18 protein-coding genes and 1 tRNA gene are annotated in these 25866 nt (G+C 64.8%); 14 read left to right on the top strand and 5 right to left on the bottom strand.

Features of this window, described 5'->3' with window-relative positions; genetic code table 11:
• Window positions 1-106 precede the first annotated feature (106 nt).
• The 7 genes from ACFP9U_RS08645 (at window position 107) to ACFP9U_RS08615 (ending at window position 7658) form a co-directional block, all read left to right on the top strand.
• Window positions 107-1531, top strand: a complete 1425-nt coding sequence (locus ACFP9U_RS08645) for a helix-turn-helix domain-containing protein (RefSeq protein WP_378620621.1) — start codon at window positions 107-109, stop codon at window positions 1529-1531.
• Window positions 1532-1694: 163 nt separating this feature from the next.
• The gene (locus ACFP9U_RS08640) at window positions 1695-1979 is read left to right on the top strand and encodes an acylphosphatase (RefSeq protein ID WP_378620619.1); all 285 of its coding nucleotides are present in this window, start codon (window positions 1695-1697) and stop codon (window positions 1977-1979) included.
• A 248-nt stretch (window positions 1980-2227) separates the two neighbouring features.
• On the top strand, window positions 2228-3511 hold the full coding sequence (locus tag ACFP9U_RS08635; protein WP_378620616.1) for a glutamine synthetase family protein: 1284 nt from the start codon (window positions 2228-2230) through the stop codon (window positions 3509-3511).
• 119 nt (window positions 3512-3630) lie between these two features.
• Entirely contained in the window at window positions 3631-4728 is a 1098-nt protein-coding gene (locus ACFP9U_RS08630) for a polyamine ABC transporter substrate-binding protein (RefSeq protein WP_378620614.1), read from the top strand.
• A gap of 67 nt (window positions 4729-4795) precedes the next feature.
• A complete protein-coding gene (locus ACFP9U_RS08625) occupies window positions 4796-5929 on the top strand; it encodes an ABC transporter ATP-binding protein (RefSeq protein WP_378620613.1) in 1134 nt (377 codons plus the stop codon).
• Window positions 5930-5934: 5 nt separating this feature from the next.
• A complete protein-coding gene (locus ACFP9U_RS08620) occupies window positions 5935-6843 on the top strand; it encodes an ABC transporter permease subunit (protein ID WP_378620611.1) in 909 nt (302 codons plus the stop codon).
• A gap of 5 nt (window positions 6844-6848) precedes the next feature.
• A complete protein-coding gene (locus ACFP9U_RS08615; protein ID WP_378620610.1) occupies window positions 6849-7658 on the top strand; it encodes an ABC transporter permease in 810 nt (269 codons plus the stop codon).
• A gap of 29 nt (window positions 7659-7687) precedes the next feature.
• On the opposite strand, the gene ACFP9U_RS08610 is transcribed toward ACFP9U_RS08615, so the two are convergent.
• A complete protein-coding gene (locus ACFP9U_RS08610) occupies window positions 7688-9544 on the bottom strand; it encodes an AsmA family protein (RefSeq protein ID WP_378620608.1) in 1857 nt (618 codons plus the stop codon).
• 160 nt (window positions 9545-9704) lie between these two features.
• Between ACFP9U_RS08610 and ACFP9U_RS08605 the strand changes: the two genes are divergently transcribed.
• The gene (locus tag ACFP9U_RS08605; RefSeq protein ID WP_378620607.1) at window positions 9705-11663 is read left to right on the top strand and encodes an acetoacetate--CoA ligase; all 1959 of its coding nucleotides are present in this window, start codon (window positions 9705-9707) and stop codon (window positions 11661-11663) included.
• Window positions 11664-11875: 212 nt separating this feature from the next.
• Here ACFP9U_RS08605 and ACFP9U_RS08600 read toward each other — a convergent pair whose 3' ends face one another.
• The 3 genes from ACFP9U_RS08600 to ACFP9U_RS08590 form a co-directional block, all read right to left on the bottom strand.
• Window positions 11876-13576: an ABC transporter permease gene (locus tag ACFP9U_RS08600; protein WP_378620605.1), complete on the bottom strand. Its 1701-nt coding sequence runs from the start codon at window positions 13574-13576 to the stop codon at window positions 11876-11878.
• A gap of 81 nt (window positions 13577-13657) precedes the next feature.
• Window positions 13658-14710 carry a Fe(3+) ABC transporter substrate-binding protein gene (locus ACFP9U_RS08595; RefSeq protein WP_378620603.1) on the bottom strand — a complete coding sequence of 351 codons (1053 nt, stop codon included), beginning with the start codon at window positions 14708-14710 and terminating at the stop codon, window positions 13658-13660.
• Window positions 14711-15032: 322 nt separating this feature from the next.
• Window positions 15033-18188: a PAS domain S-box protein gene (locus ACFP9U_RS08590; RefSeq protein WP_378620601.1), complete on the bottom strand. Its 3156-nt coding sequence runs from the start codon at window positions 18186-18188 to the stop codon at window positions 15033-15035.
• A 248-nt stretch (window positions 18189-18436) separates the two neighbouring features.
• On the opposite strand from ACFP9U_RS08590, the gene ACFP9U_RS08585 reads away from it, so the two are divergent.
• The 3 genes from ACFP9U_RS08585 (at window position 18437) to ACFP9U_RS08575 (ending at window position 20337) form a co-directional block, all read left to right on the top strand.
• Window positions 18437-18886: a phasin gene (locus ACFP9U_RS08585; protein ID WP_378620598.1), complete on the top strand. Its 450-nt coding sequence runs from the start codon at window positions 18437-18439 to the stop codon at window positions 18884-18886.
• A 243-nt stretch (window positions 18887-19129) separates the two neighbouring features.
• Window positions 19130-19206: transfer RNA gene (locus tag ACFP9U_RS08580), tRNA-His, on the top strand.
• A gap of 357 nt (window positions 19207-19563) precedes the next feature.
• Window positions 19564-20337 carry a ZIP family metal transporter gene (locus tag ACFP9U_RS08575; protein WP_378620597.1) on the top strand — a complete coding sequence of 258 codons (774 nt, stop codon included), beginning with the start codon at window positions 19564-19566 and terminating at the stop codon, window positions 20335-20337.
• A 65-nt stretch (window positions 20338-20402) separates the two neighbouring features.
• On the opposite strand, the gene ACFP9U_RS08570 is transcribed toward ACFP9U_RS08575, so the two are convergent.
• Complete coding sequence (locus ACFP9U_RS08570) at window positions 20403-22487, bottom strand: TonB-dependent receptor domain-containing protein (RefSeq protein ID WP_378620595.1); 2085 nt, start codon at window positions 22485-22487, stop codon at window positions 20403-20405.
• Between the two features lie 293 nt (window positions 22488-22780).
• On the opposite strand from ACFP9U_RS08570, the gene ACFP9U_RS08565 reads away from it, so the two are divergent.
• Genes ACFP9U_RS08565 through ACFP9U_RS08555 form a run of 3 tightly spaced genes read left to right on the top strand, consistent with a single transcriptional unit; the run spans window position 22781 to window position 25526 of the window.
• Complete coding sequence (locus ACFP9U_RS08565; RefSeq protein WP_378620643.1) at window positions 22781-23626, top strand: heme/hemin ABC transporter substrate-binding protein; 846 nt, start codon at window positions 22781-22783, stop codon at window positions 23624-23626.
• Between the two features lie 4 nt (window positions 23627-23630).
• The gene (locus ACFP9U_RS08560; RefSeq protein ID WP_378620594.1) at window positions 23631-24722 is read left to right on the top strand and encodes a FecCD family ABC transporter permease; all 1092 of its coding nucleotides are present in this window, start codon (window positions 23631-23633) and stop codon (window positions 24720-24722) included.
• Between the two features lie 12 nt (window positions 24723-24734).
• Window positions 24735-25526, top strand: coding sequence for a heme ABC transporter ATP-binding protein (locus tag ACFP9U_RS08555; protein WP_378620592.1), 792 nt, complete (start codon window positions 24735-24737; stop codon window positions 25524-25526).
• Window positions 25527-25866: the final 340 nt, after the last annotated feature.

Below are 25866 nucleotides of genomic sequence, written 5' to 3'. Positions count from 1 at the left end.
GATCTGTATTGCTCTTCACAGCCAACGGAGTAATTTTGTAAACTTAGTAAAACAGGAATTGCCGACGGCTCCATCGGTGCTGTAAAGAACTGTAAAGAGAGATTCGATGGCATCGCAGAAGATCTTTGCTGGCCCGCGCATCAGGCGCATCCGCAATGCCAAGGCGCTTACCCAGACGGCCATGGCCCAGGCCCTCGGCATATCGCCGTCTTATCTCAACCTCATAGAGCGCAACCAGCGGCCGCTCACGGTCCAGCTTATCCTCAAGCTCGCCTCGGTTTACCGGGTGGATCCGGAGGAACTCCACGGCGAAGCCGGCGCGTCGATCACCGCATTGAAGGAAGTCTTTTCTGACCCGCTGCTTGCCGGCGAGCTGCCGGGCGAACATGAATTGGTGGAAATGGCCGAAGCGGCGCCCAATGCAGCGGCGGCGCTCGTCAAGCTCTACCGCGCCTATCGCGAGCAGGCGGCGCGACTGTCGGACCTTTCGGAGATGCTGGCGCGGGAAGGGCGTGCGACTGCCATTTCCGCCGCGCGTCTGCCGCTGGACGAGGTACGCGAGACCTTCGAGCGGCATCCGTACCATTTTCCTGCCCTCGAGGCGGAGGCGGAGGCCTTCCACCGCCTGCTCGAGCCGGGCGAGGATCTTGCCGGCGCGCTGAAGGCGTGGCTCAAACGCGAACACGGTATCGCCGTGCGCGTTCTGCCGGCCGCCACCATGCCCAACTGGCGCCGCCGCTACGACCGCCATTCGCAGCGCCTGTTCGTCTCCGAACGTTTGGCAGAACCCGACCGGTTGCGCGAGATCGCCATGGAGGCGTGCCTGATGCGCATGCAAGTGGCGATCGCGGCCGAAATCGAGACGCTGAAACTCGCCTCCAACGAGGCGCGGCGGCTCGCCCGCTTCGAGCTGGGCCGCTACGCCGCCCAGGCGCTGATGATGCCCTATCAAGCCTTCCTGGCCGCTGCTGAACGCGCGCGCTATGATATCGGCGTGTTGGCCGCGCGTTTCCGGGTTTCCTTCGAGCAGGCGGCAGGCCGGCTCGTCACCCTGGCGCGTGAGGGAGCATCGGCCGTGCCCTTCTTTCTTCTGGAGGTGGACAATGCCGGAAACCGACTGCGTCGCGCTGGCGCTGAGGGCTTTCCCGCGAGCCGCTTCGGCGGCGCCTGCCCCAAGCTTGCCGTTCATGCCGCTTTTGCAGAGCCCGGGCGGGTTCTGGTGGAGGCGGTCACGATGCCCGATGGCGATGCCTTTCTGACCCTGGCGCGCACGGTGGAAGGCCCGCAGGCCGCCTTTGACGAACGCCCGCGCCGCACCGCGCTTCTCCTGGCCTGCGATCTGGCGCACAAGGACCGGCTCGTCTACGCCGATGCCCTTTCCGCCCGCGCGGTGGACGACCCGTTGCCCATCGGCCCTGCCTGCCGGCTGTGCGAGCGTCCGGGCTGTCTGGCCCGCGCCGAACCGCCGGTCACGCGCCCGCTGGGTCTCGATGAAATGGTAACGGGACTGAGCGCCTTCGATTTTCAGTGACTGTCGTCCCGCTTCGCGTTGCGCGGTACGCGGGGCAATAGACTGCATCTCAACCTGGAAGGCGAACAACGAATTCAGAAAGGGCCTATACCGACTGATCTTGGTGCGCCGATTGCTTTCAACCCCGGCCATGGTGCTAAAATCACTGTGAAGAGGTGAGGCGATGAGCAATGACGTGAAGGCTTTGCGGGTGCGTGTGTCCGGCCGTGTCCAGGGCGTCAGCTTTCGCTATTGGACGTTGCGCGAAGCCGAGGCGCTGGGGCTTTCGGGCTGGGTTCGCAACGAGCCGGACGGCACGGTGAGCGCACTTATCAAGGGCGCGGAGCCGGCCGTGGACGCGATGCTGGAGCGGCTGCGCGAGGGGCCGAGCGCGGCGCGGGTCTCGCAGGTGACGAGCCAGTCCGCCGATCCCGCCGAGGCACCGCCGGATTTCCGTATCACGGGTTGAAGCCGAGCATCCCCCATTGACAAGCTAAGGGGCCCCGGCGCAGGCTTCTGGCAACGACAACAGCGCAAAGGCGTGTCTTGCATAGTGTAAAGAGCGGGTCCGCGGGAGGGCGGACATCGCGGAAAGCCAAAACCGCGGCGGACGAATCCGCTGCCACCGCTGGTCCGCTTCACGATAGCGGATTCCTTTCCCCCGATCATAAAGCCGAATACGAAGCCTTCGTCGCCGAACACCCCGATCTGGAGGCGGTGGAGTTTCTGCTCGTCGACCCAAACGGCGTCATCCGCGGCAAGTGGGGACCGGGCGACGGATTGAACAAAGCCTATCAGGAGGGAGTGAATTTCCCACTGTCGCTGCACGGGCTCGACGTCTGGGGCCGCGAGGTCGCCGAGACGGGTCTGCACATCGAGTCGGGTGACCGCGACGGCTATTGCCGCGCCACGCGCGGTTCCCTCGCCATCGTGCCCTGGGCCAAGCGCAAGACCGCGCAGGTGCTCCTGCAGACCTTCACGCCCGAGGGCGAACCCTTCATGGCCGATGGCCGGCAGGTGCTGAAGCACAAGGTGGCCGAGATCAACGCCAAGGGCTACTATCCCACGGTCGCCTTCGAGCTGGAATTCTACCTCCTCGATCCGGAGACCGACTGGGACGACGGCATGCCTGCCCCGGTGGGCGCGGTCGCCGGCCCGGACCGGCTGCGCATGTACGGCCTCGATGATCTTGCCGAGCACGCCGCGCTCTTCGACATGATCCGCGATGCGGCGGATGCGCAGAACCTGCCGATCGACACCATCATCAAGGAGGCGGCACCCGGCCAGTTCGAAGTCAATCTGCGCCACCGGGACGACCCGCTGCGCGCGGCCGACAATGTCATCCTGCTGCGCCGCATCGTAATGGGCTGTGCCCGTGCGCACGGGCTCACCGCCACCTTCATGGCCAAGCCCTTCATCGAATATGCGGGCAATGGCATGCATGTGCACGCCTCCATGTGCGACTCCGACGGCAGGAACATCTTTGCCGGCGAGGGCGGCCGCAGGCGCCTGGAATCGGCGGTTGCCGGCCTGCTCACCACCATGCCGGAATCGCTGCTCCTGTTCATCAACACCTGGAACGGCTTCCGCCGCATCACGCCGGGCTCCTACGCGCCGACGCGCGCTGTGTGGGCGGAGAACAACCGCTCCGTGGCGGTGCGCATTCCCGTTTCCTCGGAAGAGAACCGCCGTGTCGAGCATCGCATCGCCGGCGCCGACGCCAACCCCTACCTCGTCATGAGCGCCATCCTCCAAGCCATGGTGGAAGGAATGGAAAGCGGCGCCAAGGCGCCGCCGCCGGTCGAGGGGAACGCCTACGACGCCGACGGTCCCGAACTGCCCGACGACATGGACGACGCGCTGCAGCTCACCATGCGCTCGCGCTTCGTCGACCGCGCGCTGGGCCCGTTGCTGGCCAAGGTCTACCGCGACCTGAAGCGCGCCGAAATCGTTGCCTTCTGGAGCGAGATCACGCCTCTGGAGCGCACCACATATCTGTGATGCCGGAGGAAAATTCCTTCTTGTCGCACTGCGAAAACGAAAATAGGCTTTAAGCCAAAAGCCGGTCGACCCGGGCGGGAAGGCAGGCCGATAGAAGCCGAAAAAATGGGAGTCCGTTCATGATGAAAAGAGCCGCTCTGCTCTCCGCCGCCTCCGTGGCGACGGCGATGCTCGCGACAGGGGCGCTGGCCCAGGATCGTGTCGTGCACGTCTATAACTGGTCCGACTATATCGACGAATCGATCCTGGCGGATTTCACGGCCGAGACCGGCATCGATGTCGTCTATGACGTGTTCGATTCCAACGAGATCCTCGAGACCAAGCTGCTGGCCGGCGGCACCGGTTACGACGTGGTCGTCCCCTCGGGCGAGTTTCTGGGGCGGCAGATCCAGGCCGGCGTCTTCCAGGAACTGGACAAGTCCAAGCTGCCGAACATCGACAACATGTGGGACATGATCGCGGAGCGCACGGAGGTCTACGACCCCGGCAACGCCTACTCGGTCAACTACATGTGGGGCACCACGGGCATCGGCTACAATGTCGCCGACGTGCAGGAAGCGCTCGGCATCGACAAGATCGATTCGTGGGACGTGGTCTTCGATCCCGAGAAGCTCTCGAAGCTGGCCGATTGCGGCGTCCATGTGCTCGATGCGCCGGCCGAGACGGTGCGCGCGGCGCTGCACCATCTCGGTCTTGATCCCGATTCCCGCGATCCGGAGGACCTGGAGAAGGCGGAGGAGCTTTGGCTGTCCGTCCGCCCCTATATCCGCAAGTTCCACTCCTCCGAATATATCAACGCCCTTGCCAATGGCGACATCTGCCTGGCTGTGGGCTGGTCGGGCGACGTTTTCCAGGCCCGCGACCGCGCCGCCGAGGCCGGCCAGGGCGTGGAGATCGCCTATTCCATTCCCAAGGAAGGCGCGCAGATGTGGTTCGACCAGATGGCCATCCCCGCTGATGCGCCGCATCCGGAAGAAGCGCATGAGTTCATCAACTACATCATGCGGCCGGAGGTGATCGCCAAGGCGTCGAACTATGTCTATTACGCCAACGGCAACGAGGCCTCGCAGGAACTGCTGGATCCGGAGGTTGTCGAAGACCCTGCCGTCTACCCCGATGCCGAGAGCCTCGAAAAACTCTACACCACCACGCCTTACGATCCGCGCACCCAGCGTCTGGTGACGCGGCTTTGGACCAGGGTCGTCACGGGGCAGTAGCGGCAAACGGCCGGGGCCCGCTCCACCGCGGGCCCAAGCCGCCACGATACGGGGACGCGGAGCGGGAATGACATCCCTTGGCAGCACGCGCAGGAGCTTCGCCCCGTGGGCCGATCCATCCGCGCAGCCTTATATCCACTTTGACGGCGTCACCAAACGCTTCGGCGATTTCACCGCCGTCGACACCCTTTCGCTCACCATTTATGAGCGCGAGTTCTTCGCGCTCCTCGGCGCGTCGGGCTGCGGCAAGACCACGCTTCTGCGCATGCTGGGCGGCTTCGAGCAGCCGAGTTCCGGCCGCATCCTCCTCGACGGCCAGGATATGCAGGGCATCCCGCCCTATCGCCGCCCCGTCAACATGATGTTCCAGTCCTATGCGCTCTTTCCGCATATGAGCGTGGAGGCAAACATCGCCTTCGGGCTGAAGCAGGACGGGATGCCGAAGGCTCAGATCGCCGAGCGCGTCGCCCAGATGCTGAAGCTGGTGAAGCTGGAGCGCTTCGCCAAGCGCAAGCCGCAGCAGCTTTCCGGCGGTCAGCGCCAGCGTGTGGCACTCGCCCGTTCGCTCGCCAAGCGGCCGAAGGTGCTGCTCCTCGACGAGCCGCTGGGCGCGCTCGACAAGAAGCTGCGCGAGGAGACCCAGTTCGAATTGATGGACCTGCAGCACGATCTCGGCCTCACCTTCGTCGTTGTCACCCACGACCAGGAAGAGGCGATGACCATGGCCGACCGCATCGCCGTGATGGACAGGGGCCAGGTCCTGCAGGTCGCAACCCCGGCGGAGATCTACGAGGCGCCGACCTCCCGTTTCGTGGCCGATTTTGTAGGCAGCATCAATATGTTCGAGGGCACGCTGCACGAGGATGGCGGGCGGCTGGCGATCAACGACGGAAATGGCTCTGCCTTCCGGATTGAAGATGCTGGCAGCGCGGCGGCCGGCGAGACAGTCTGGCTTGCCGTGCGCCCTGAGAAGGTCCGCGTTTCGCGGAACCGACCGGAGGCGGACAATGCGCTCGAAGGCGAGATATGGGACATCGCCTATCTAGGCGACATGACCGTCTACAACGTCAAACTGGACGATGGCCGGATCGTCAAGGCGAGCACCGTCAACAGCACGCGCCGCCTCGACGACGCGCTCACCTGGCACGACCGCGCCTGGATTGCCTTTGCCGCCGATGCCGGCGTGGTCTTGAAACGGTAGGCGCGATGAGACGGCTCCTCTCCTCCATCGGCAGCCGTCTCGTCATCGCGGTGCCCTATCTGTGGCTGTTCGTCTTCTTCCTCGTCCCCTTCGTCATCGTCTTCAAGATATCGCTGTCGCAGACCGCCATTGCCATGCCGCCCTATATACCGGTCTTCGACCTTGGGAGCGGCATCTCCGGTTTCCTGGAGAACCTGCGCGCACTTTCGCTTGAAAACTATCTCTGGCTGGCCGGTGATCCGCTTTATGTGAACGCCTATCTTTCCAGCCTCTTCATCGCCGGCGTTTCCACCTTTCTGACGCTGCTGGTGGGTTACCCGCTCGCCTATGGGATGGCGCGCGCGCCGGAGAATCTGCGCCCCATTCTCCTGATGCTGGTGATCCTGCCCTTCTGGACCAGCTTTTTGATCCGCGTCTATGCCTGGATCGGCATTCTCAAGCCGGAAGGCCTGCTCAACCAGTTCCTTCTCTTTCTCGGGGTCATCGACGAGCCGCTCATCATCCTCAACACCACGACCGCGATCTATATCGGCATCGTGTATTCCTATCTGCCCTTCATGGTGCTGCCGCTCTACGCCTCTCTGGAGAAGATGGATTATTCGCTGATCGAGGCGGCCGAGGACCTCGGCTGCACACCGCTCTCCGCCTTCTGGAAGATCACCTTTCCGCTCTCGCGCGCCGGCATCGTCGCCGGATGCATGCTCGTCTTCATTCCGGCGGTCGGCGAGTTCGTGATTCCCGATCTTCTGGGCGGTCCGCGGACACTGATGATCGGCAAGACGCTGTGGAACGAGTTCTTCTCCAACCGTGACTGGCCGGTCTCCTCGGCCGTCGCCATCATCCTGTTGCTCATCCTCGTCCTGCCGATCGTCTATTTCCAGCGCGCTCAGGCACGAGCGCGGGAGGAGGGCTAGCGGCGATGGCTGGCACCTGGGGACGTTTCAACATCACCGCCCTCGTTCTGGGCTTCGCCTTCCTCTATCTGCCCATCGTCCTGCTGGTCATCTATTCCTTCAACGAATCGCAGCTGGTGACCGTCTGGGCCGGCTTTTCCACCAAATGGTATGCGGCGATGCTCAGCAACCGCGGGCTCATGGATGCCGCCTGGGTGACGGCGCGCGTGGCACTCCTCTCGGCGAGCGTGGCGACCGTGCTCGGCACCATGGCGGCCGTGGCATTGACCCGATACACGCGTTTTCGCGGCCGGCTGCTCTTTTCCGGCATGGTGTTCGCGCCGCTGGTCATGCCCGAAGTGATCACCGGACTTTCGCTGCTGCTTCTGTTCGTCGCCATCAATTTCGACCGTGGCTTTGCAACCGTGACTATCGCCCACATCACCTTTTCCATGTGCTTCGTGGCCGTCGTGGTGCAATCGCGCCTCCTGTCCTTCGACCAGTCGCTGGAAGAGGCGGCACTCGATCTCGGCGCGACACCGGTCAAGGCGTTCTTCCAGGTGACCTTGCCGGTCATCTTTCCGGCCGTGATCGCCGGCTGGATGCTGGCCTTCACCCTCTCGCTCGACGATCTGGTGATCGCCAGCTTCACTTCCGGTCCGGGCGCGACGACGTTGCCGATGAAGATCTACAGCCAGGTCCGCCTCGGCGTTACGCCTGAGATCAACGCCGTCAGCACGGTCCTCGTCGGGATCGTCACGGTCGGGGTGGTGATCGCCTCGCTCGCCAACAAGCGGCGGGACGTGTTGAAGCGACGCGCGGAAAAGTTGGCCTGACCTCTCTTCCCTCGTCGCGTATCGGCAAGCTATCGCGCGTCCGACCCCGTGGCGGGCGGCAGAAAGGAGGCAATGAAAGGCGCATCCCACGAGCCGCCGACGAAGAACGTCAGGGGATTGGCCGGCTCGGTCGATGAAGGGGCGCCGTCGGCGGCACGCACCGTGCCGTAAAGGGCGAGACTGCGACCGGCCAGCGGCACGAGACCGTTGACCGAGATGCGGTGCTGTCCGGAAAGCGCTTCCGCCTTCTCGATCTCTGCAACGCCGTTCGCGATGCTCGCCTTCATTTCGGCGCTGTTGATCGCCAGCGTTGCATCCTGCAGTGCTTCGAGCGGGAAGAAATCGCCTTCTATGCTGCGCTCAAGCAATCCTTCGACGCTGAGACCCGGCACGTTGCCGGCGCCGATCGTGGCCGAGAAGCTGCCGCCAAGGGAATTCGCCAACTCGGCGCCATTGCTGCCGGCCGCCTTCAGGACGGTGGAAAACGTGCTGCGTGCCTGCGGCACCAGCTTCTGCATGCCCAACGTGGCGAACAGCTTGCCCGTGTCGATGTTCTCGCCCGCCATGCGCAGCTCCACGAGCTGTTTCGGGCCGCTGCGGTCGGCCCTGAGTCCGAGCTGAATCGTGCCGCCGAAGGCGGTCGCATCGGAGATGTCGAAGCTCGACAAGCCGTCCTTCACCTTGACGGCTGCCGCGAGGTTGGTCAGCGCCGCGGAGCCGAAAGGGGCGTTCACGGCCGAAAGCCGCAGGTCGAAGTCGTAGCCGCTGGCGGCCATTGGCGGGGTGGCGGGTGGTATCGGCGAAGGCTCGGGCGCCAAAGGGCTGAAGGCATTCGCCAGGGCACGCATGTCGAGCGTGTCGAAAGCGAGCGTTCCGGCGATGCTCGGCCGGCCGCTTGTTCCCAGGCCCACTTCCAGCAGACCTTTGCCCGTGCTGCTGCCCAAGCCCAGCGTGGTCTCGCTCAACTGCAGCCGGCGCATTCCGCCGGTGACACGCGCATCGACCGACACAGGGCCGATGCTGTCGCCCGGCAAAAACGTGCCATGCGTCCATTCCGCCAGACGATTGAGGGAGGGAGCGGAGAACGTCAGTCGCCCGTCGAAATAGTTGTTCCCCGACAGGTTCACCGCACCTTGGAAGGACGCGTTTGCCGGCGGTGCCTGCAGGGACAGGCGCACAGGGGTGCTGCCGCCCCCCAGAAGGAGGAGCGGCTGCTCACTGGTGACCTCCAGATTGACGGTCTCGCCCCTCCAGATGCCGTTAGCCGACAGCCTGGCTTGCCGGTTCAGTGCCGGCCATTCGAATTCGCCGGTCAGGCTGGTGACGATATCCACATGCCGGTCGCCTGTCCTCCTGATGATACGTGCATCGTCGAACTCGATCTCGCCAAAGCTGTCGGCCGGCAAGGCGTCTGTGTTCGGGTCGGTGGGCGCAGCGGAAACGATATCGCGTGCCGAGGCAATGGAGCGCGCCATCCGTCCCCAGTTCTGCGGGGGCGGCAAGTTGGGATGCTCCGCCCTTCCGCGCAAGCGCAGGACCGGACGGATCAGCCGCATCTTCGTAAAGACGATTTCGCCCTGCAGGGCCGCCAGGGCCGAAAGGTCCACCTCCACCCGTTCCGCCTCGAGAACCGGCACCGGATCGCCGTTGCCCCATTCCGACAGACTCACATCGTTGAGCACGGCCTGAAAGGTCGGCCAAACGCGCAGGTTCGGCGTCTCCTCCAGGCGCACGCGGTAGCCGCTCCATGCACTTAGCTGATAGGCGATGCCGTCGCGTACGATCTGCGTGGAAGCGATCAGGGGAAGGGCGATCACTGTCAGGATCGTCAGCACCACCACGATGCCGACGGCCCATAAGCTTCGTCTTGCCAAAGAAACCGGCATTGTCCCTCGCCCGATGGCCGGTTCGGCCGCTGCCCGCCCGCGAAAGCGGTTTAAACCATACGCCTTTTATTTCAACCCTTTGTGGCCGAGTTAAGCCGAGCACGCTTGCCCATCCATTTCTCCACAGGCATAAACCGCTCAATACAGGAGGAGCATTACGATGCAGCAACAGGAGCCGCTTTGGACACCGTCCGCCGAGAAGGTTGAAGCCGCGCCGGTTACCGCGTTCGCGCGGGCGGCAGCGCAGGTTTCCGGCCGGGTGCTTGGCGATTATGCAGCCCTGCATCGCTGGTCAGTGGAGGAACGCGCAGCATTCTGGTCGCTGGTCTGGGAATTCTGCGGCATCATCGGCGAGCGGGGAGAGGAGATCCTGCGCGATGGCGACAGGATGCCGGGCACCGCGTTCTTCCCCGATGCGAAGCTGAACTACACCGAGAACATGCTGCGCAAGGGCGGCACGGGTGACGCGATCGTCTTTCGCGGCGAGGACAAGGTCGAGCGTCGCCTGTCGTGGGATGCGCTGCGCGAGCTCGTCTCGCGCCTGCAGCAGCTCTTCCGGGCCGAGGGCGTGAAGCCCGGCGACCGCGTTGCCGCCATGATGCCGAACATGCCCGAGACCGTGGCGGCGATGCTGGCGGCAGCCTCGATCGGCGCCATCTGGTCGTCCTGCTCGCCCGATTTCGGCGTGCGCGGCGTGCTCGACCGTTTCGGCCAGATCGAGCCGGTCATCTTCATCGTGCCCGACGGTTACTGGTATAACGGCAAGTCCTTCCCTGTGGAGGAAAAGACGGCGGAGATCACCGCCGCGCTGCCCAGCGTGCGCAAGGTCCTGGTGGTCGACTACCTTGGCACCGCGCGGCAGGCGGCGGGTGGCATCGACCGGGCCGAGGCGCTGGAGGATGCGCTGGCGCCCTTCGCACCGCGGGAACCCGAATACGAACGCCTGCCCTTCGCGCATCCCCTTTACATCCTCTTTTCCTCCGGCACGACCGGCATCCCGAAGTGCATCGTCCATTCGGCCGGCGGCGCGCTGCTCCAGCACGTGAAGGAGCAGCGGCTGCACGCCGGCGTCGAGGACGGCGACCGCCTCTTCTATTTCACCACCTGCGGTTGGATGATGTGGAATTGGCTGGCCTCCGGCCTCGCCTCCGGCGCCACGCTGCTGCTCTACGACGGCTCGCCCTTCCATCCTGACGGCAACGCGCTTTTCAATTTTGCCGAAGCCGAGCGTATGACTCATTTCGGCACTTCCGCGAAGTTCATCGACGCCGTGCGCAAGGCGGATCTGGAGCCCGCCCGAACCCACGATCTGGCATCGCTCAAGACCCTGGCTTCGACCGGATCGCCGCTGGCGCCGGAGAATTTCGAGTTCGTCTATCGCGCCATCAAGAAGGATGTGCATCTGGCCTCCATCTCCGGCGGCACGGACATCGTCTCGTGCTTCGTGCTGGGCGTTCCGACCCTTCCGGTCTGGAAAGGCGAGATCCAGGCGCCCGGTCTCGGTATGGCTGTCGATGTCTGGGACGAGGCGGGGCGACCGCTGCCGAGCGGCAAGGGCGAACTCGTCTGCACCCGACCCTTTCCGGTGATGCCCGTGGGTTTCTGGAACGATCCGACGGGCGAGAAATACCGCGCCGCCTATTTCGCCCGCTTCGACAATGTCTGGTGCCATGGCGATTTCGCCGAGTGGACGTCCCATGGCGGCATCGTCATTCACGGGCGCTCGGACGCCACCCTCAATCCCGGCGGCGTGCGCATCGGCACGGCGGAGATCTACAACCAGGTGGAACAGTTGCCTGAAGTCCTGGAATCGATCTGCATCGGCCAGGAATGGGACGACGACGTGCGCGTGGTGCTGTTCGTCCGGCTGGCCGAGGGCATCTCGCTCGACGACGCCCTGAGCAAGAAGATCCGCGACAAGATCAAAACCGGCGCCAGCCCGCGCCATGTGCCGGCGAAGATCGTCTCGGTGCCGGACATCCCGCGCACCAAGTCCGGCAAGATCACCGAGCTTGCCGTGCGCGACGTCGTCCACGGCCGAGAGGTGAAGAACAAGGAGGCGCTGGCCAATCCCGAGGCGCTGGAGCTCTTCCGGGATCTGCCCGAACTGAAAGGTTAACAAAAGCCTGCCGCCGAATTTACCGAGAATCCGGGGTGTTAGGCGCTCAGTTAAAATTCGGTGCCGTGCGGTAAGGTCCTGTTAGGGATTGGCCCTGATAGTCGGGGGCAACTTGACGGATCGGTTGCCTTCGGCGGCCCCCGAACATTCCGCCAAGCCCGTTCTGACAGCACCCCTTTCTGCTTCCATGCGCCCCGACCGGGGCGCTTTTTTTATGCGTCCCGGTCGCGCATCAAGGGGCCGGAAAGCAGGATCACCGGCACGATCGCCACGACGATGATCAAGAGCGCGGCCATGGCGCCGTCTTCCACCGCGCCGCGCGAGGCGTTCTCGTAGACGTAGGTGGCGAGCGTGTTGAAACCGAAGGGGCGCAACACGATCGTCGCCGAAAGCTCCTTCACCGTATCCACGAAGACGAGAATGCCGGCGGTGAGGATCGCCGGATTGAGCAGCGGCAGGAGCACCGTGGCCGCACTTGCCGGTGCCGTGCGGCCGAGGCTGCGCGCCGCTTCGTCCAGGTTGGGTGGAAGCTTCTCGATTCCCGCCTGGATCGCGCCTTCCGCCAGGGCCAGGAACCGGATGGCGCAGGCCAGCACCACCGCTGTCGCCGATCCGGTGAACAAGAGCCCGGTGGAAAAGCCCGCATATTCGCGCGCAAGCGCATCGATGAAATTGTCGAACCGGGCCAGCGTGACGAGCAGGCCAAGTGCCAGAATCGTGCCGGGCATGGCGTAGCCGATGGTGGCAATGCGCACCAGCAGCGCCATCTTGCGCGTGCGCACGAGCCGCGCCGTGTAGAGCAGCAGGAGGGCGGCGGCGATGGCGAGGACGGCGGTCGCCAGGGCGGTTAGGACACTTGTCGCCAGCGCCTCCGTCATGGCCGGTTCGCCGAACTGTTCCAGGCGGTTCAGCGCGAAACGTCCGAAGACGGCGAGCGGAATGCCGAAGCCGGCAAGGACAGGCAGGAGGCCGGCGAGGAACGCCGCACCGGCGCGCCATCCCGCAAGCCGCAGGCGTGGCGGCCGCGCCTTCATCTGGCTCGCGCGCCCGGAATGGAAACGCTGCTTGCGCCGCGCCATCTGCTCGCCCGTCAAAAGCATGAATACGAGGAAGAGCATGATGACGGCGATCTGCGCCGCCCCTTCCAGGCTGCCGCGGTTGAGCCAGGTGGAATAGATCGCCAGTGTAAGCGTTTCCACACCAAGATGCTGCACCGCGCCGAAATCGTTCACCGTCTCCATCAGCACGAGCGCCACCCCGGCGATGATGGCGGGGCGCGCCACTGGCAGGAGCACGCGCCAGAACACCCGGGCCGGCCCGGCGCCGAGCGTGCGGGCCACGTCGGCGACGTTGCGTCCCTGCATGATGAAGACGACGCGCGCGGTGAGATAGACGTAGGGGAACGTGACCGCACTGATGACGATGGCCGCACCCGTGACGGTGCGGATTTCGGGAAACCAGTAGTCATTTGGCCGCGTGTAGCCGAAAAGGGCCCGCAGCGCCGACTGAACAGGCCCCACATAGTGGAAGAACTCCGCATAGGCATAGGCCGCCAGATAAGGCGGAACGGCAAGCGGCAGCACCAGCGCCCAGGAAAGCGTGCGGCGGAAGGGAAAATCGTAGGCGACCACCAGCCAGGCGCATGTCACGCCGACGATGGCCGTGGCCATTGTCACCATGACGAGCAGATGAAGGGTCGTCGCCGCGGATTGCGGCAGAACGTAGCGCGCCAGGTGCGGCCAGTCGGCGCCCGTGCCGGAGAGCGCGATGAGGATGGTGGCGCAGAGGGGCAGAAGAACGACTGTCGCGACCAGAGCCGTCGCCGCCAGGGTCAGGGGGTGGCGTTGCCTGCGCGTCTTCCCGGCGCGCGTGCTCTTGGGGGGCAGGGGAGCCTTCAGGGTGAAGCTGCTCATCGGGAGCCCGGAGAAAGGCAAAAGCCGGACCGGCAGGCCCGGCCCGGCTTTGCATCTTGTTGGACGTGGCGTAAGCGCGACTTAGCTCTCCGGGCCTTCGTCGAGGCCGACCCGGTCCACCATCTCCGAGGCCGCCTTGCGATGCTTGGCGATTTCGGCCAGCGGCAGGTCATCCGGGTGGATCTCCCCCCAACTCGCAACGAGATCGGAGACTTCGGCATCCTCGCGCACGGGATATTCGAAGTTCACCTCGGCGTAGATGGCCTGCGCCTCGGGGCTGGCCAGGAATTCCATCAGCTTGACCGCGTTCTCCTTGTTGGGAGCATGCTTGGCCAGCGCCATGCCGGAGACGTTCACATGGGTGCCGCGAGCGTCGTTGTTCGGAAAGAGGACCTTGATGGCGTCGGCCCATTCCTTCTGCTCCGGCTCCTTGTCGTTGGTCATCATCTTGCCGACGTAATAGGTGTTTCCGAGACCAAGGTCGCACTCGCCGGCGTAGATGGCCTGGGCCTGGCCGCGGTCGTTGCCGCTCGGCTTGCGTGCGAGGTTGGTTTTCAGACCTTTCATCCACTCTTCCGCTTCCGCTTCGCCGTGATGGGCGATCATGGAGGCGAAGAGGGCGATGTTGTACATGTGCTGGCCGCTGCGCATGCAGATCTTGCCCTCCCACTTGGGATCGGCCAGTTCCTCATAGGTGATTGTGTCCTGCTCGACGCGGTCCTTCGAGGCGTAGATCACCCGGCCACGTGTCGTGACGCCGAACCAGTGACCTTCCGGGTCGCGATACTGCTCGGGAATGCCGGCATTGATGGCTTCGCTTTCGATCGGCTGCGTCACGCCTTCCTCCACGACGCCCACGAGACGGCCGATGTCGACCGTGAGGATCACGTCGGCGGGCGAGTTCTCGCCTTCGGCGGCGATGCGCTCGGGCAAACCGTCCTTGAGAAAAAGGACCTCCGTCTCGATGCCGGTTTCCTCGGTGAACGCGTCGAGGAGCGGCTCGATGAGAAAGGGCTGGCGCTGCGAATAGATGTTCACCGTTCCTTCGGCCTGTGCGGCCTGCGGCAACAGGAACGGACCGGTGAGCGCGAGGGCCGCCAAACCCGCTTTCAGCTTTGCTTGAATGTTGGACATCATCACTTCTCCTGACCGATGGGAGGCAAGGTCCCAGGGAGGTTGAAAACACGCGGAGAACAGCGGTTCCGCAAACCTTCTAATGAGGGAAATTCGAGAGGGGGTCAAGGGAAGCGCAATGAAATCAGTACTTTAGAATTATTCTAAACTGAAGTTGTCAAGTTATGTCAGCCATTTAGGTTTTGAAGCCGCAGGATCGGCCGGCCGTGTGCGGCGGCTGCCCGTATCCTCGCCGACACCACCGCCGCCCTCCGAGGGGGCTTTGACACGAAGAGGAGCCGCAGGCGGCGTTGCCATCCGTGCTGGGCCTTCCGTGTCGGCCCTACTCGGCCAGCACGCGCGTGGACGGGAAGGTGACTTCCACCAACGTTCCCTCGCCGGGGGTGGAGGTGATGGAGAATTGTGCCCGATTGGCCTCCACCATAGCGCGTGTGAGGGGCAGGCCGAGGCCGGTGCCGTCCCCACGCTTGCGGCGCAGCGTGTTGATCTGCTTGAAGGGCTTGAGCGCCTCATCGAGCTCCGCCGAACTCATGCCGACGCCCGTATCGCGGATGCGCAGCACGACCGATCCGTCGGGATCGTAGGCGGTGGAGACGATCACCTGCCCCCCGGCGGCCGTATAGCGCACGGCATTGGAAAGCAGGTTGAGGGCGATCTGCCGCACGCTGCGCACGTCCGCCACCACGTCCGGCAGCCGCGATGCGAAGCTGGAGCGGATAATGACGCGCTCGCTGTTGGCCTGCGGCTGCATCATCGCCACGACCTGCCCCAGCGACTCGTTGAGAGAGACCGCCTCGTACTGCATCTCCTGCTGGCCGGCCTCGATCTTGGAAATGTCCAGAAGGTCGTTGACGAGATCAAGCACGTGATTGCCCGAACGCTTGATGTCGCGCAGATAGTCCCTGTACCGGCCATTGCCGATCGGGCCGAACCGCTCGTCGATCATCAGTTCGGAAAAGCCGATGATGGCGTTCAGCGGCGTGCGGATCTCGTGGCTGACGCGGGCGAGGAACTCGCTTTTCTGCGCGGAGGCGCGCTCGGCCTCGGCGCGCGCCTGGGTGAGTTCCTCCTCGACGCGTTTCCAGTGCGTGATGTCGCGCAGCACGGCGCAATAGCCGCTCGCGTTGGGCAGGCGGCCGATGGTGATGAAGAGCGGAATGAAGCGGCCCTGCGCCTCACGTCCGATCACCTGGCGGCCGTCATTGAGCACGCTCGCCACGCCGTTGTCCGAAAGCGCCGTAAGGTAGTCCTGCACGGTGCGCTGGCTTTCGATAGCGAAGAGCGAGGCGAAGGGCTTGCCGGTCACATGCTCTGCCTCGAAGCCGAAAAGCGCTTCTGCCGGGCGGCTGATGGAGCGGATCGTGCCGTCATTGTCGATGACGGCAACGCCGTCGGTCGCCGTGTCTATGATGGCACGCATCTCCGACAGGCGTGTCTCCGACTGGGCGACGTCGGGCACGGTGTGCATGGCCAGCATCAGCGCCTTACCGCCCTCCCAGTCGATCGATTGCAGATGCGCTTCGACTGCCACCTCCTTGCCCTGTGCGGTTCGCAGGCGCAGGGAGCGGGCAGGGGCCGTCTCATCCTCTTCGGTGTGCGGTTCCCCGAACAGCGTGCCCAGCCCGCCGGCCGCTTCAAGTGTGGCGAGATCGGTATAGCCGGTCAGCTTCAAGAACGCACCGTTGGCATAGTGGAGCCGGTCACCCGAATGGATGAGAACGGGCAGGGGCAGATTGGCGATCGGGCTCGGATCCACGCCCTTTTGCCGGTCCCGGCGCTGTTCGAAGAAAGCCGAGGGAACCACGTTAGCCGCGGGTGGTAGACTGGTCGCTGCCTGTGCATCGAGCGCCGTTTCCCCCGCAGGCGGCACTTCGGCAGCGGTGTCTGGCGCCGGTTCCTCCTGCGTGGTTTCCGACGTGACCTCGGCTGCCGTCGGCGTCACGGTTTGCGCCTCCTGCGCGTCGTCTTCCCGCGCCCCGTCCTCCGCCGCCCGGGCTGCCATGGCCTCGCTGGCCCGCCGCAGCCGTTCGCCGATTTCGCGAAACGCGGTGCGTTCCGACGCTGACAGGCCGTTTTCGCGCACGACCTCGCGGTGTTCGGCCAGGCGGATCACCTTGTCCGTTGCGCGACGTTCCGGGCTGGTCGAAACGCTGATCGCCGGGGTCTCGCCGAGGAAAGGATCAGTCTCGGGTGCCGGCCGGGCGCCGTCATGCGGAGCCGTATCGTTCATGGCTGTGCCTTCCCGGACGCCGTCCTCGTCGGACCGGCCGACTTGCGTCTCCTGCGGGCTCGCCTTCGTTTCCACCAGAACGGTACCGATTGCCTCCGGGTCGTGCTGCGCTTCGTCGAGCCGGGCGATCCCGAATCCGCGAAAGCCCTCGAAAACGCGCCCGCGCCCGTAGACCGGCAGCGCCGCCAGGTCGACCGGCACCTTCAAATCGGTGCCGGACAGCGGCCACATCACTGTTCGCCCCGACCAGGTGTCGCGCCGCTCCAGGAGCCGCCCGATCGCGCCGTCGGGATCCAGCCCGAAAGCAGTGGACACCTCTCGGAAGCTGCGGCCGATCACGTCCGCTGCCGGCTTGCCGATCGCCTCGGCGAACTCCTCCGACAGTGCCGAAAAGCGCCCGTCCTGATCCGTGCGCCAGGCGAAGCGCACGGTGGGCGCCGCCGGCCTTTCGCGCGCGGCCGGCGCAGGGGAACTCTCATCCCGTGATGCCCCGTCGTTCGCGTCCTCTTGCTCTTTCTGCCCGGTCTCCGTTTCGTCCGTCTGTTCCGTATGCGGGGTCACGGCGACGGGCGTCGCATCGGTCTGCGCCGGCGCGGCGGCGGACCCGTCGTCGACGACGACCAGAAGATGCAAGGCGGGATCATCGGTCAGCCGTGCGATCCCGGCAGGCAGGCGGCGCGTGGCGATGCGCTTCTTGACCAGCCGGTCGTCCTCCGTGCGTACTTCGTCCACCAGCGCCTTCAGCGTTTCGGGTTCGACTTCCAACGAATCGAACCCCTGGGAAGCGGCCGCTACGCGCCCCCCGGCATCGAGCAATGCCGCGAAATGGCCGGGCTCGCCGAAGCCGGCGACGATGCGCGCGCCGACATCCGCCTCCTCCGAGGTGGGGGAGGGGAGGGCAAGCAGCAGCGCCTTCTCGCCGCGCGGCAGCGTTATCGCGCTGGCCTGCAGTGTCACGATGCGGCTCTTCAATCCCCCGGTCATCCTGAGTGTCATCGGCCTGTCGCGGCCGATATCCGGAAAACCCGGCGTTGCCGCGATCTGCCTGAGCGCTACGGGGGGAAGCCGCGGACTGCCGCCGATCGCCGCGGCAATGTCCGGGTAGCCGAGCCATGTCGCGCCGGTGCCGTTCGCCCACAGGATTTCCTGAAGATCGGCGGCCAGGACCGCCAGGGCGTCGCCCGCCGCAAACCGCTCGCGCACCTCGTCGAGGACCGCTATGTCGAGGAACGAATACGCTGACGCCATCGGGACCGACCCATCCTTCGCATGGGGACTCGCAGGATTAACCGCTTGTTAATAAGAGCACGCCTCGCCGACGTCCACAAACCCTCCCCGTGCGCGGCGGTTGAATCTGCCTGCTTGGTTAACCCGGACCCTTGTTTTGCTGCACTGCAAAATTAATGTTGCAATGCACAAAATGAATGCTATATTGGCTTCCAGATGAATGTGACGCTGCCATCCCTTTAAGGGTGCAGAAAGCAAGGAGCTAAGCAATGTCCAAGGCCACCGAAAAGCAGGAAACGACCGAATTCCCCACCTTCGACGCTGCCAAGGCGGCGGAGCAATTCCGTACGATCGCTGAGCGCAACGCCGAGCAGACCCGCGAGACCTTCGAGCGGATGCGCTCCGGCGCCGAGGATACGCGCAAGGCGTTCGAGGCGTCCTTCGAGAGCGCGCGCAATGCCGGCGATGAGCTGGTGCGCAAGTCGATCGCCGCTGTGCGTACCGGCACTGAGGTGAACCTGGCGCAGTTCGACGCGCTGATGGGGGCCAAGTCCCTGACCGAGGTCATGGAGCTGCAGACCGGCTATCTGCGCAAGCAGATGGAACTCGCCACCGAGCAGGCCAAGGACTTTCAGACCTTTTCGCAGAAGACGGCCACCCAGGTGACGAAGCCTGTGAAGGACGCCTTCGACAAGGCGTTGAACCAGGTTTCCGCCTGAGGCGAACGGTCGCGCTGCGCAAGCGCGCCACCGGCCCTATATGGAGCCGGTTCGCAAGAACACACGGGGCTGGCTCCTCCTAACCTCCCACCGGCCCCCCGTGACGAAAAGACCGGGTTCCTCCCCCCGGTCTTTTCTTTTGCCCGCCCGAAAAATGCTGCACAATTGAGCGAAGCCTTTCTGAACGAGGCTCTTGAAAAAGCCGGCGATTGTCCGTAATGACGCGGCAGATGAACCACGCGTGCGGTTGTAGCTCAGTTGGTTAGAGCGCAGGATTGTGGCTCCTGAGGTCGGTGGTTCGAATCCACCCAACCGTACCATCTACCCTGGGTACATACCGGACACACGTGCGACACTTGCGGCCCTATTGCCGTAGAGTGATTCCGCCTTAATCTCCTCTTAGACCTGCGCCAGCCGGGGACTGCCGATATCCGGATGAAGTGCGATTCGGGCTTGAGCGTTTTCGTTTCCCGCTAGTGCGCGCGATTGTTCACAAGCGCACAGGTGTATTCCCGCTCGCGCTTATGGCCGATCCGGTTGGCAATTCGGTTTTCACGATCGCAGGAACGGGTGCGGCAGCGCCGCATTGATCCATTTCAATCGGCGCGGACCGCTATGCGCGCCGTGCAAAAATGGTTCGTCGCAGGTTGTTCCGTGGCGCAGGCAAGGAAAGAGTCGTGAACCCGGTTGCCGCAGGTTTTCTCGCAAGCCTGGCTGCCGGCCTGATGACCGGGGTGGGCGCGCTGCCTGTCCTGGTCGGCACGGCCGTAACCCGGCGTGCCAACGACGTGCTGCTCGGTTTGGCCGTGGGGGTGATGCTGTCGGCTTCGTTCTTTTCGCTGCTTCTGCCGGCCATCGACACGGCACGCGAATCATATGGGGGCGACGTGCTGGCGGCGGCGATTGCGGTCGGCGGCACCGTGCTCGGCGCGGCCGTCATCGCCGCCATCAACGAATGGGTTCCCCACGAGCATTTTTCTCAAGGGCTGCACGGACCGCGATCCGAGGCGCTGGCGCGCATCTGGCTGTTCGTCATCGCCATCACCATCCATAACGCGCCGGAGGGGCTCGCCGTCGGCGTCGGTTTCGGCGCTGGCGACATTGCCGCCGGCACCACACTCGCCTTCGGCATCGGACTGCAGAACATGCCGGAAGGCCTTGCCGTCGCTGTTGCCCTGCGCGGCAGCGGCTATGCCAAGGCGCATGCGTTCGCCATCGCTGGGTTGACGGGCCTGGTGGAGCCGATTGCCGGGCTGGCCGGCGCCTACGCCGTCAGTCTCTCCCATGTCGTCCTGCCCTGGGGATTGAGCTTTGCCGCGGGGGCGATGATCTATGTCATCAGCCACGAGATCATTCCCGAGACACACCGGAACGGCTTCGCCCGGGAATCGACGGTCGGCATGATCGTCGGCCTCGTCGTCATGATGTTCCTCGATGTGGCGTTCGGGTGAATGGATAAGTTCATGTGCGGTCAAGTTTGGTCCGGCTGCCGGTGATGACAGCCGGACCAAGCACCTCAGCCGCCGAAGCGAAGCGTGGCGCCGAGCTTGACGGTCACGCCGGGCTGATAGATGGACCCGCCCGCCACGTCGGCGGTCGGCAGGATGTATTTCTCGTCGAAGAGGTTGTCGACGCGGAAATCGACCCGCAGGTTCTCCGTCGCCTGGTAATTGGCGTAGAGATTGACGAGCGTGTAGTCGTCCGCGAACGTCGCCCCCCTCGGCGCATCGTTATATTGCACTTCGCCGCCGATGGTCAGCCGCTCCTCCAGGAAACGCATGCCGAGATCGGCCGTGACGCTGGTGGCCGGAATGGTCGAAAGTTCCGAACGCGTTCCGTCCTGGGCGATCTCGTGCCCGTCGATGGCCGAGATGCTGAGCCCGCCGAAGTAGCGGCCTGCATCATAGTAGGCCTCGAGCTCGAAACCACGGATCTCGGCAGCCAGCGCGTTCTGGTACTGCACGCACACGCCGATGGCGGAGAAGGAACAGGACGTGCCGGGAATGACCGGGACGTATTCCTCTGTGATGTAATTGTCCACGTCGTTGTGGAAGTAGGCGGCCTTCAGCCTCAACGAGTCGCCGGGCTGCACGACATCGTCGATGGCGTAATTGATGCCGGCTTCCCAGGTCTTTCCGGTTTCAGGCTTCAGATCCGGATTGGGCAGGAACGGAAACGGCGGGACCGGATGCATGCCGCTGATGAAGGCTTCGGCAGTCGTCGGCGCGCGGTAGCCTTCCGCATAGGAGCCGTAGACCTGCAAACCCGTAAGCGGTCCCTGATCGAAGGGCGAGACCCCGACGCTGATGCGCGGCGAAAGCCGGCTGCCGGTGTTTTCCTCCGACGCCTTCATTTCGAAGGAATCGTACCGGAGCCCGGCGACCACTTCCAGCCAGTCATAGGTGAGCCTGTCCTGTACATAGGCGCCCCAGACCGTCCGCTTGCCCGACGGGTTGAAGAGGTCGCCGCCGCCGGAAGGCGCGTGGGAGGTGAAGTCGTCATGGACCCAGTCTCCACCGACGGTCAGTTCATGCCGGACATGCCCGGTATCGAAATAGGAGGTGTTCCACACGTCGAAACTGGATGTGCGAAGATCGTATTCGGTGACGTCCCCGGCCTCGATTTCGCGCAGGTCGCTCCTGTTGAGCGCCGCCTTCACATTGAGGTTGAGCCATTTCTCCTCCTCGTCGGTGACGGTGAACTCTCCCGTGAAGGTGTTGTCCTTCAGTTCGTTGTCGGTCGAGGAGGAGGTGGACCATTCGTTTCGCGCGCCGGTCCAGCCCAGCGTCAACTCGCTCAGTTCCGTGGGCTTGAAGGTGCCCTTGAGATGGCCGCTCAGCACGTCGAAGCTGGAGTTCTCGACCGTATTGCCGCCGCCGTCCTCGTAGTCGCCATAGTCACGCCAGACGATATTGCCGAGAACGGCGGCGCTGTCGGTGAAGCGGTAGGCGCCCGTCGCGCTCGTCGTCCAGCCGGAGCCGTTCGATTCGTAGCGTGCCGTCGTGGAGAGCGCGTAGGTTTCCTCCTCGCGCAGGAAATCGTCCGGATCCTTCGTGTCGAAATAGACGACGCCGCCGATGGCACCGGAGCCGAAGGTGTTGGCGCTCGGGCCGCGCTGGACGTTGACTTCTTGGATGAGGGCGGGGTCGAGCCAGAACATCCGCGACACTTCGTGGCCGGATTTGTGAAAGTTCTGGCGTGCGCCGTCGATGATCACCGCGACGCGGCCGGCGTCCTGCAGCCCGCGAATGTTCACATTGCTGACGGACGGGCGCCCGTCGGAATAGATGCTGATACCCGGTGTGCCGAACAGGAGGTCGCCCGGCGTCGTCGCCATGCGCCTTTCAAGCTGTTCTTCGTCGATGCGGCTCACCGAAGCCAGCGATTCGATCGGCGTCTCACCGGTGCGGCTTATGACGGTGATCCGGTCGAGAAGCGTGCCTTGCCGCACGGCGGCGCCGGCCGCGCCCTCCTGTTCGGCATTCTGCGCCGCCGCGCCCTCAGCGGCTTCCTGAGCTGCCGCGTCCCCGGCGGCGACAAGCGCGACAAGCGCCACCTGCGCAACCAATGCCGTCCGATTTCGAGCCACTGACCCCTTCATGCAAAACCCCCGTTCCCGCGGCTTTGCTTGCTGGCCCTGAATGCCGGCGTGCTGGCTCTTGCCGAGACGTGTTAATATTGACTATTTTCATCCAGTATTGCGCTACGTATTTAATATGAATATTAGTGTCAAGAAATCATATGGAATTCGCAGCGCGCCAAGCCGGGCGCCGTGGAAAGGCAGTGTGCATGACCATTGGGAACCTTACGAAACGCCCGGGCAGCTGCCGGTGTCGATTGTCGCTTCGTGACCGGTCTCGCCAGGCAGGCCGCCTGCTTCGGCTCGCCGCGGCCATGATCCTGTTTGCCCATGGCGCCGCGGCGGCGGAGGATCTGCCTGACGCCTTCGCCGATTCCTCCCGGCTTGTCGCCATCGGCGGCTCGCTGACCGAGATCGTCTATGCGCTCGGCGAAGGGGAGCGTCTGGTGGCGCGCGATTCCACCAGCACCTTTCCGCCCGAGGCCGAGGAACTGCCCGACATCGGCTATATGCGTCAACTCGCGCCCGAAGGCGTGCTGTCCGTCGCGCCGAGCGCCATCCTGGCCCTGGAGGGCAGCGGGCCGCCGGAAACGATGGATGTGCTGGCGAAGGCGAGCGTTCCGATGGTGGTCGTCCCCGAAGGCCACGACCGCCAGGGCATCCTGCGCAAGATCCGCTTCGTGGGCGCGGCACTCGACATGGAGGAGAAGGCGGCGGAACTGGCCGCGGGCGTTTCAAAGGAGATCGCCGCGGCCGAGCAACTGACCGAGGATGTTCGCGATCGAAAGCGCGTGCTCTTCATTCTCGGCATGCAGGGCGGGCGCATCATGGCCTCGGGCACCGGAACCGCCGCCCATGGCATCATCCGCATGGCCGGCGGCGTCAACGCGATCGATGCCTTCTCCGGCTACAAGCAGCTTTCCGACGAGGCGGTGGCCGAGGCGCGGCCGGATGTCGTCTTGATGATGAAGCGAGGCGGCGACCTCGATGTCGAGAACGCCGAGCTGTTCGACAATCCGGCGATCGCCGCCACGCCGGCCGGGCAGGAAGGCGCGGTGGTGCGCATGGACGGCAGCTATCTGCTCGGTTTCGGTCCGCGCACCGCCGGCGCGGTTCGCGATCTGGCCGCCGCGCTCTACGGCGCGCAAGCGTCGAACTGACGCGATGCCGGTGCAATTGGCCCGGTCGCGGCGGATGGCCGGCGCTCCGGAAGGTGATCGCTCGGCGCGGGCGCGCCTCGCGCTGATACTGCTTGTGCTTCTGCTCGCTTCGGTTGCCGCTGCGAGCATCGCCACCGGTGCGTCCGACGCCTCCGCGCTTTCTGTTCTCCAAAGCTGGTTCAGCAAGGACGCGGAGACGCTGCTTTCGGCGCGCGACCGCCTGATCATCTACGATATCCGCCTGCCGCGCATCGCCCTCGGCATTCTCGTGGGCGCCGCGCTCGCCGTTTCCGGTGCCGTGATGCAGGGTCTGTTTCGAAACCCGCTGGCCGATCCGGGTATTGTCGGCGTCTCCGCGGGGGCAGGGCTGGGCGCCATCGCCGTCATTGTGCTCGGCAATACAATGCTCGGCCCGTTCGTGGCCCTCCTCGGCATCTATGCCTTGCCCCTGGCGGCCTTCGCCGGCGGACTGGTGACCACTTTGCTGCTCTACCAGGTAGCCACCCGGCACGGCCGGACCTCGATCGCCACCATGCTGCTTGCCGGCATCGCGCTTGCAGCCCTGTCGGGCGCGCTATCGGGCATTCTCGTCTATATGGCGGACGATCGGCAGCTGCGCGACCTTACCTTCTGGGGACTCGGCTCGCTGGGTGGCGCGACCTGGACGAAGATCATGACCGCCGGGCCGATCGTTGCCGCCGCGCTGGCTGCTACGCCCCTTCTGGCCCGCGGGCTCGATGCGCTGGCCCTCGGGGAGGCTTCCGCCCGGCACCTGGGCGTGCCGGTCCAGCGCATGAAGGTGCTTGCCGTTCTCTCGGTGGCCGCGGCCACCGGAGCAGCCGTCGCCGTCTCGGGCGGCATCGGCTTCGTCGGTATTGTCGTGCCGCATCTCCTGCGGCTCGTGATCGGTCCCGATCACCGCTTCCTGTTGCCCGGTTCGGCACTTCTGGGCGCAAGCCTTCTGTTGCTGGCCGATGCGGTCAGCCGCACCATCGTCGCCCCCGCGGAACTACCCATCGGTATCGTCACCGCCGTCTTCGGCGCGCCCTTCTTCCTCTGGGTGCTCCTGCGCCGGCGCGGTATCGTCGACCTGTGAGGAGATCCGGCCATGATCGAAGTGCGCAAGCTGAGTGTCGCCATTGCCGGCAAGGATATCCTTCGGGAGGTCGACTTTTCCGCCCCGGCGGGCCGGGTGACGGCCGTGCTCGGGCCGAACGGCTCCGGCAAGTCGACGCTGATCAAGGCGCTTTCGGGGGATCTGTCCTATCGTGGCAGCATTCTCGTGAACGGTCGCGAGCTTTCAACAATCGACCCCGCCAACGCGGCGGCCATGCGGGCTGTCCTGCCGCAGGCGGCGACGCTCTCCTTTCCCTACACGGTGCGCGAGGTGGTGCGGCTGGGGCTGTTGGGCGGCCGTTCCGGCGCGCCGGCCGGGCAGGAGGAGCATCTGCCGGAAAAGGCGCTCGCCAAGGTGGATCTCGCCGGCTTCGCCGGCCGCTTCTATCACGAGCTTTCCGGCGGCCAGCAGCAGCGCGTGCAGCTGGCGCGCGTTCTGTGCCAGGTCTGGGCGCCGTCGCTGGACGGCAGGCCGCGTCACCTGTTCCTCGACGAACCGGTCTCCAGCCTCGACATCAAGCATCAGCTCATTGTGATGCGAATAGCGCGCGACTTCGCCCGTAGCGGCGGCGGCGTGATCGCCGTGCTCCATGATCTCAACCTGGCCGCGACCTTTGCCGACCGGGTGGCGCTCATGCAGCGCGGCCGACAGGTGGCTGCCGGCACGCCGGAAGAGGTAATGCGCGACGCGCTCCTGTCGGAAGTGTTCGAATGCGGGCTGCGGGTGGGGGTGGCGCCGTCGGCAAGCACACCCTATCTCCTGCCGCAGACGGCCGCCTTTTGACGCCGCACGGCGCCCGTGACGCGGCCGTTCTGCTGGGGCGGCCGCCGGTTTCGAGGCGTCGCCCGGGCTGTCATGCCGCTGTTAAAATCCTTCACATATGGCCATTGACAAGCCTCTCGGCATTCCCATATAAGTCCTCTCGACGGTGACGCCGCCCTGGCGCGCGCCTCCGTCACTTTCTCATGAGATCCCGTTCGCTATACGGTTCGTCCGGTGCGTAGGATCGCGCTCTCGCAAAGGCGGGGGTGAGGGTGTTTCTGCCCTCTGTTCTTTGACAATTGCATATAGAAGAAAGAGAAGCGTGGGCGGCGGAGCTCGTGTTTCCGGGGCTTTCGGGTTC

This window comes from Nitratireductor sp. GCM10026969 (assembly GCF_042660605.1).
In the GTDB taxonomy this organism is placed as follows: Bacteria; Pseudomonadota; Alphaproteobacteria; order Rhizobiales; family Rhizobiaceae; genus Chelativorans.
The sequence above is the reverse complement of the archived record's forward strand: the minus strand, read 5'-3'. Positions and strand labels throughout refer to the sequence as shown.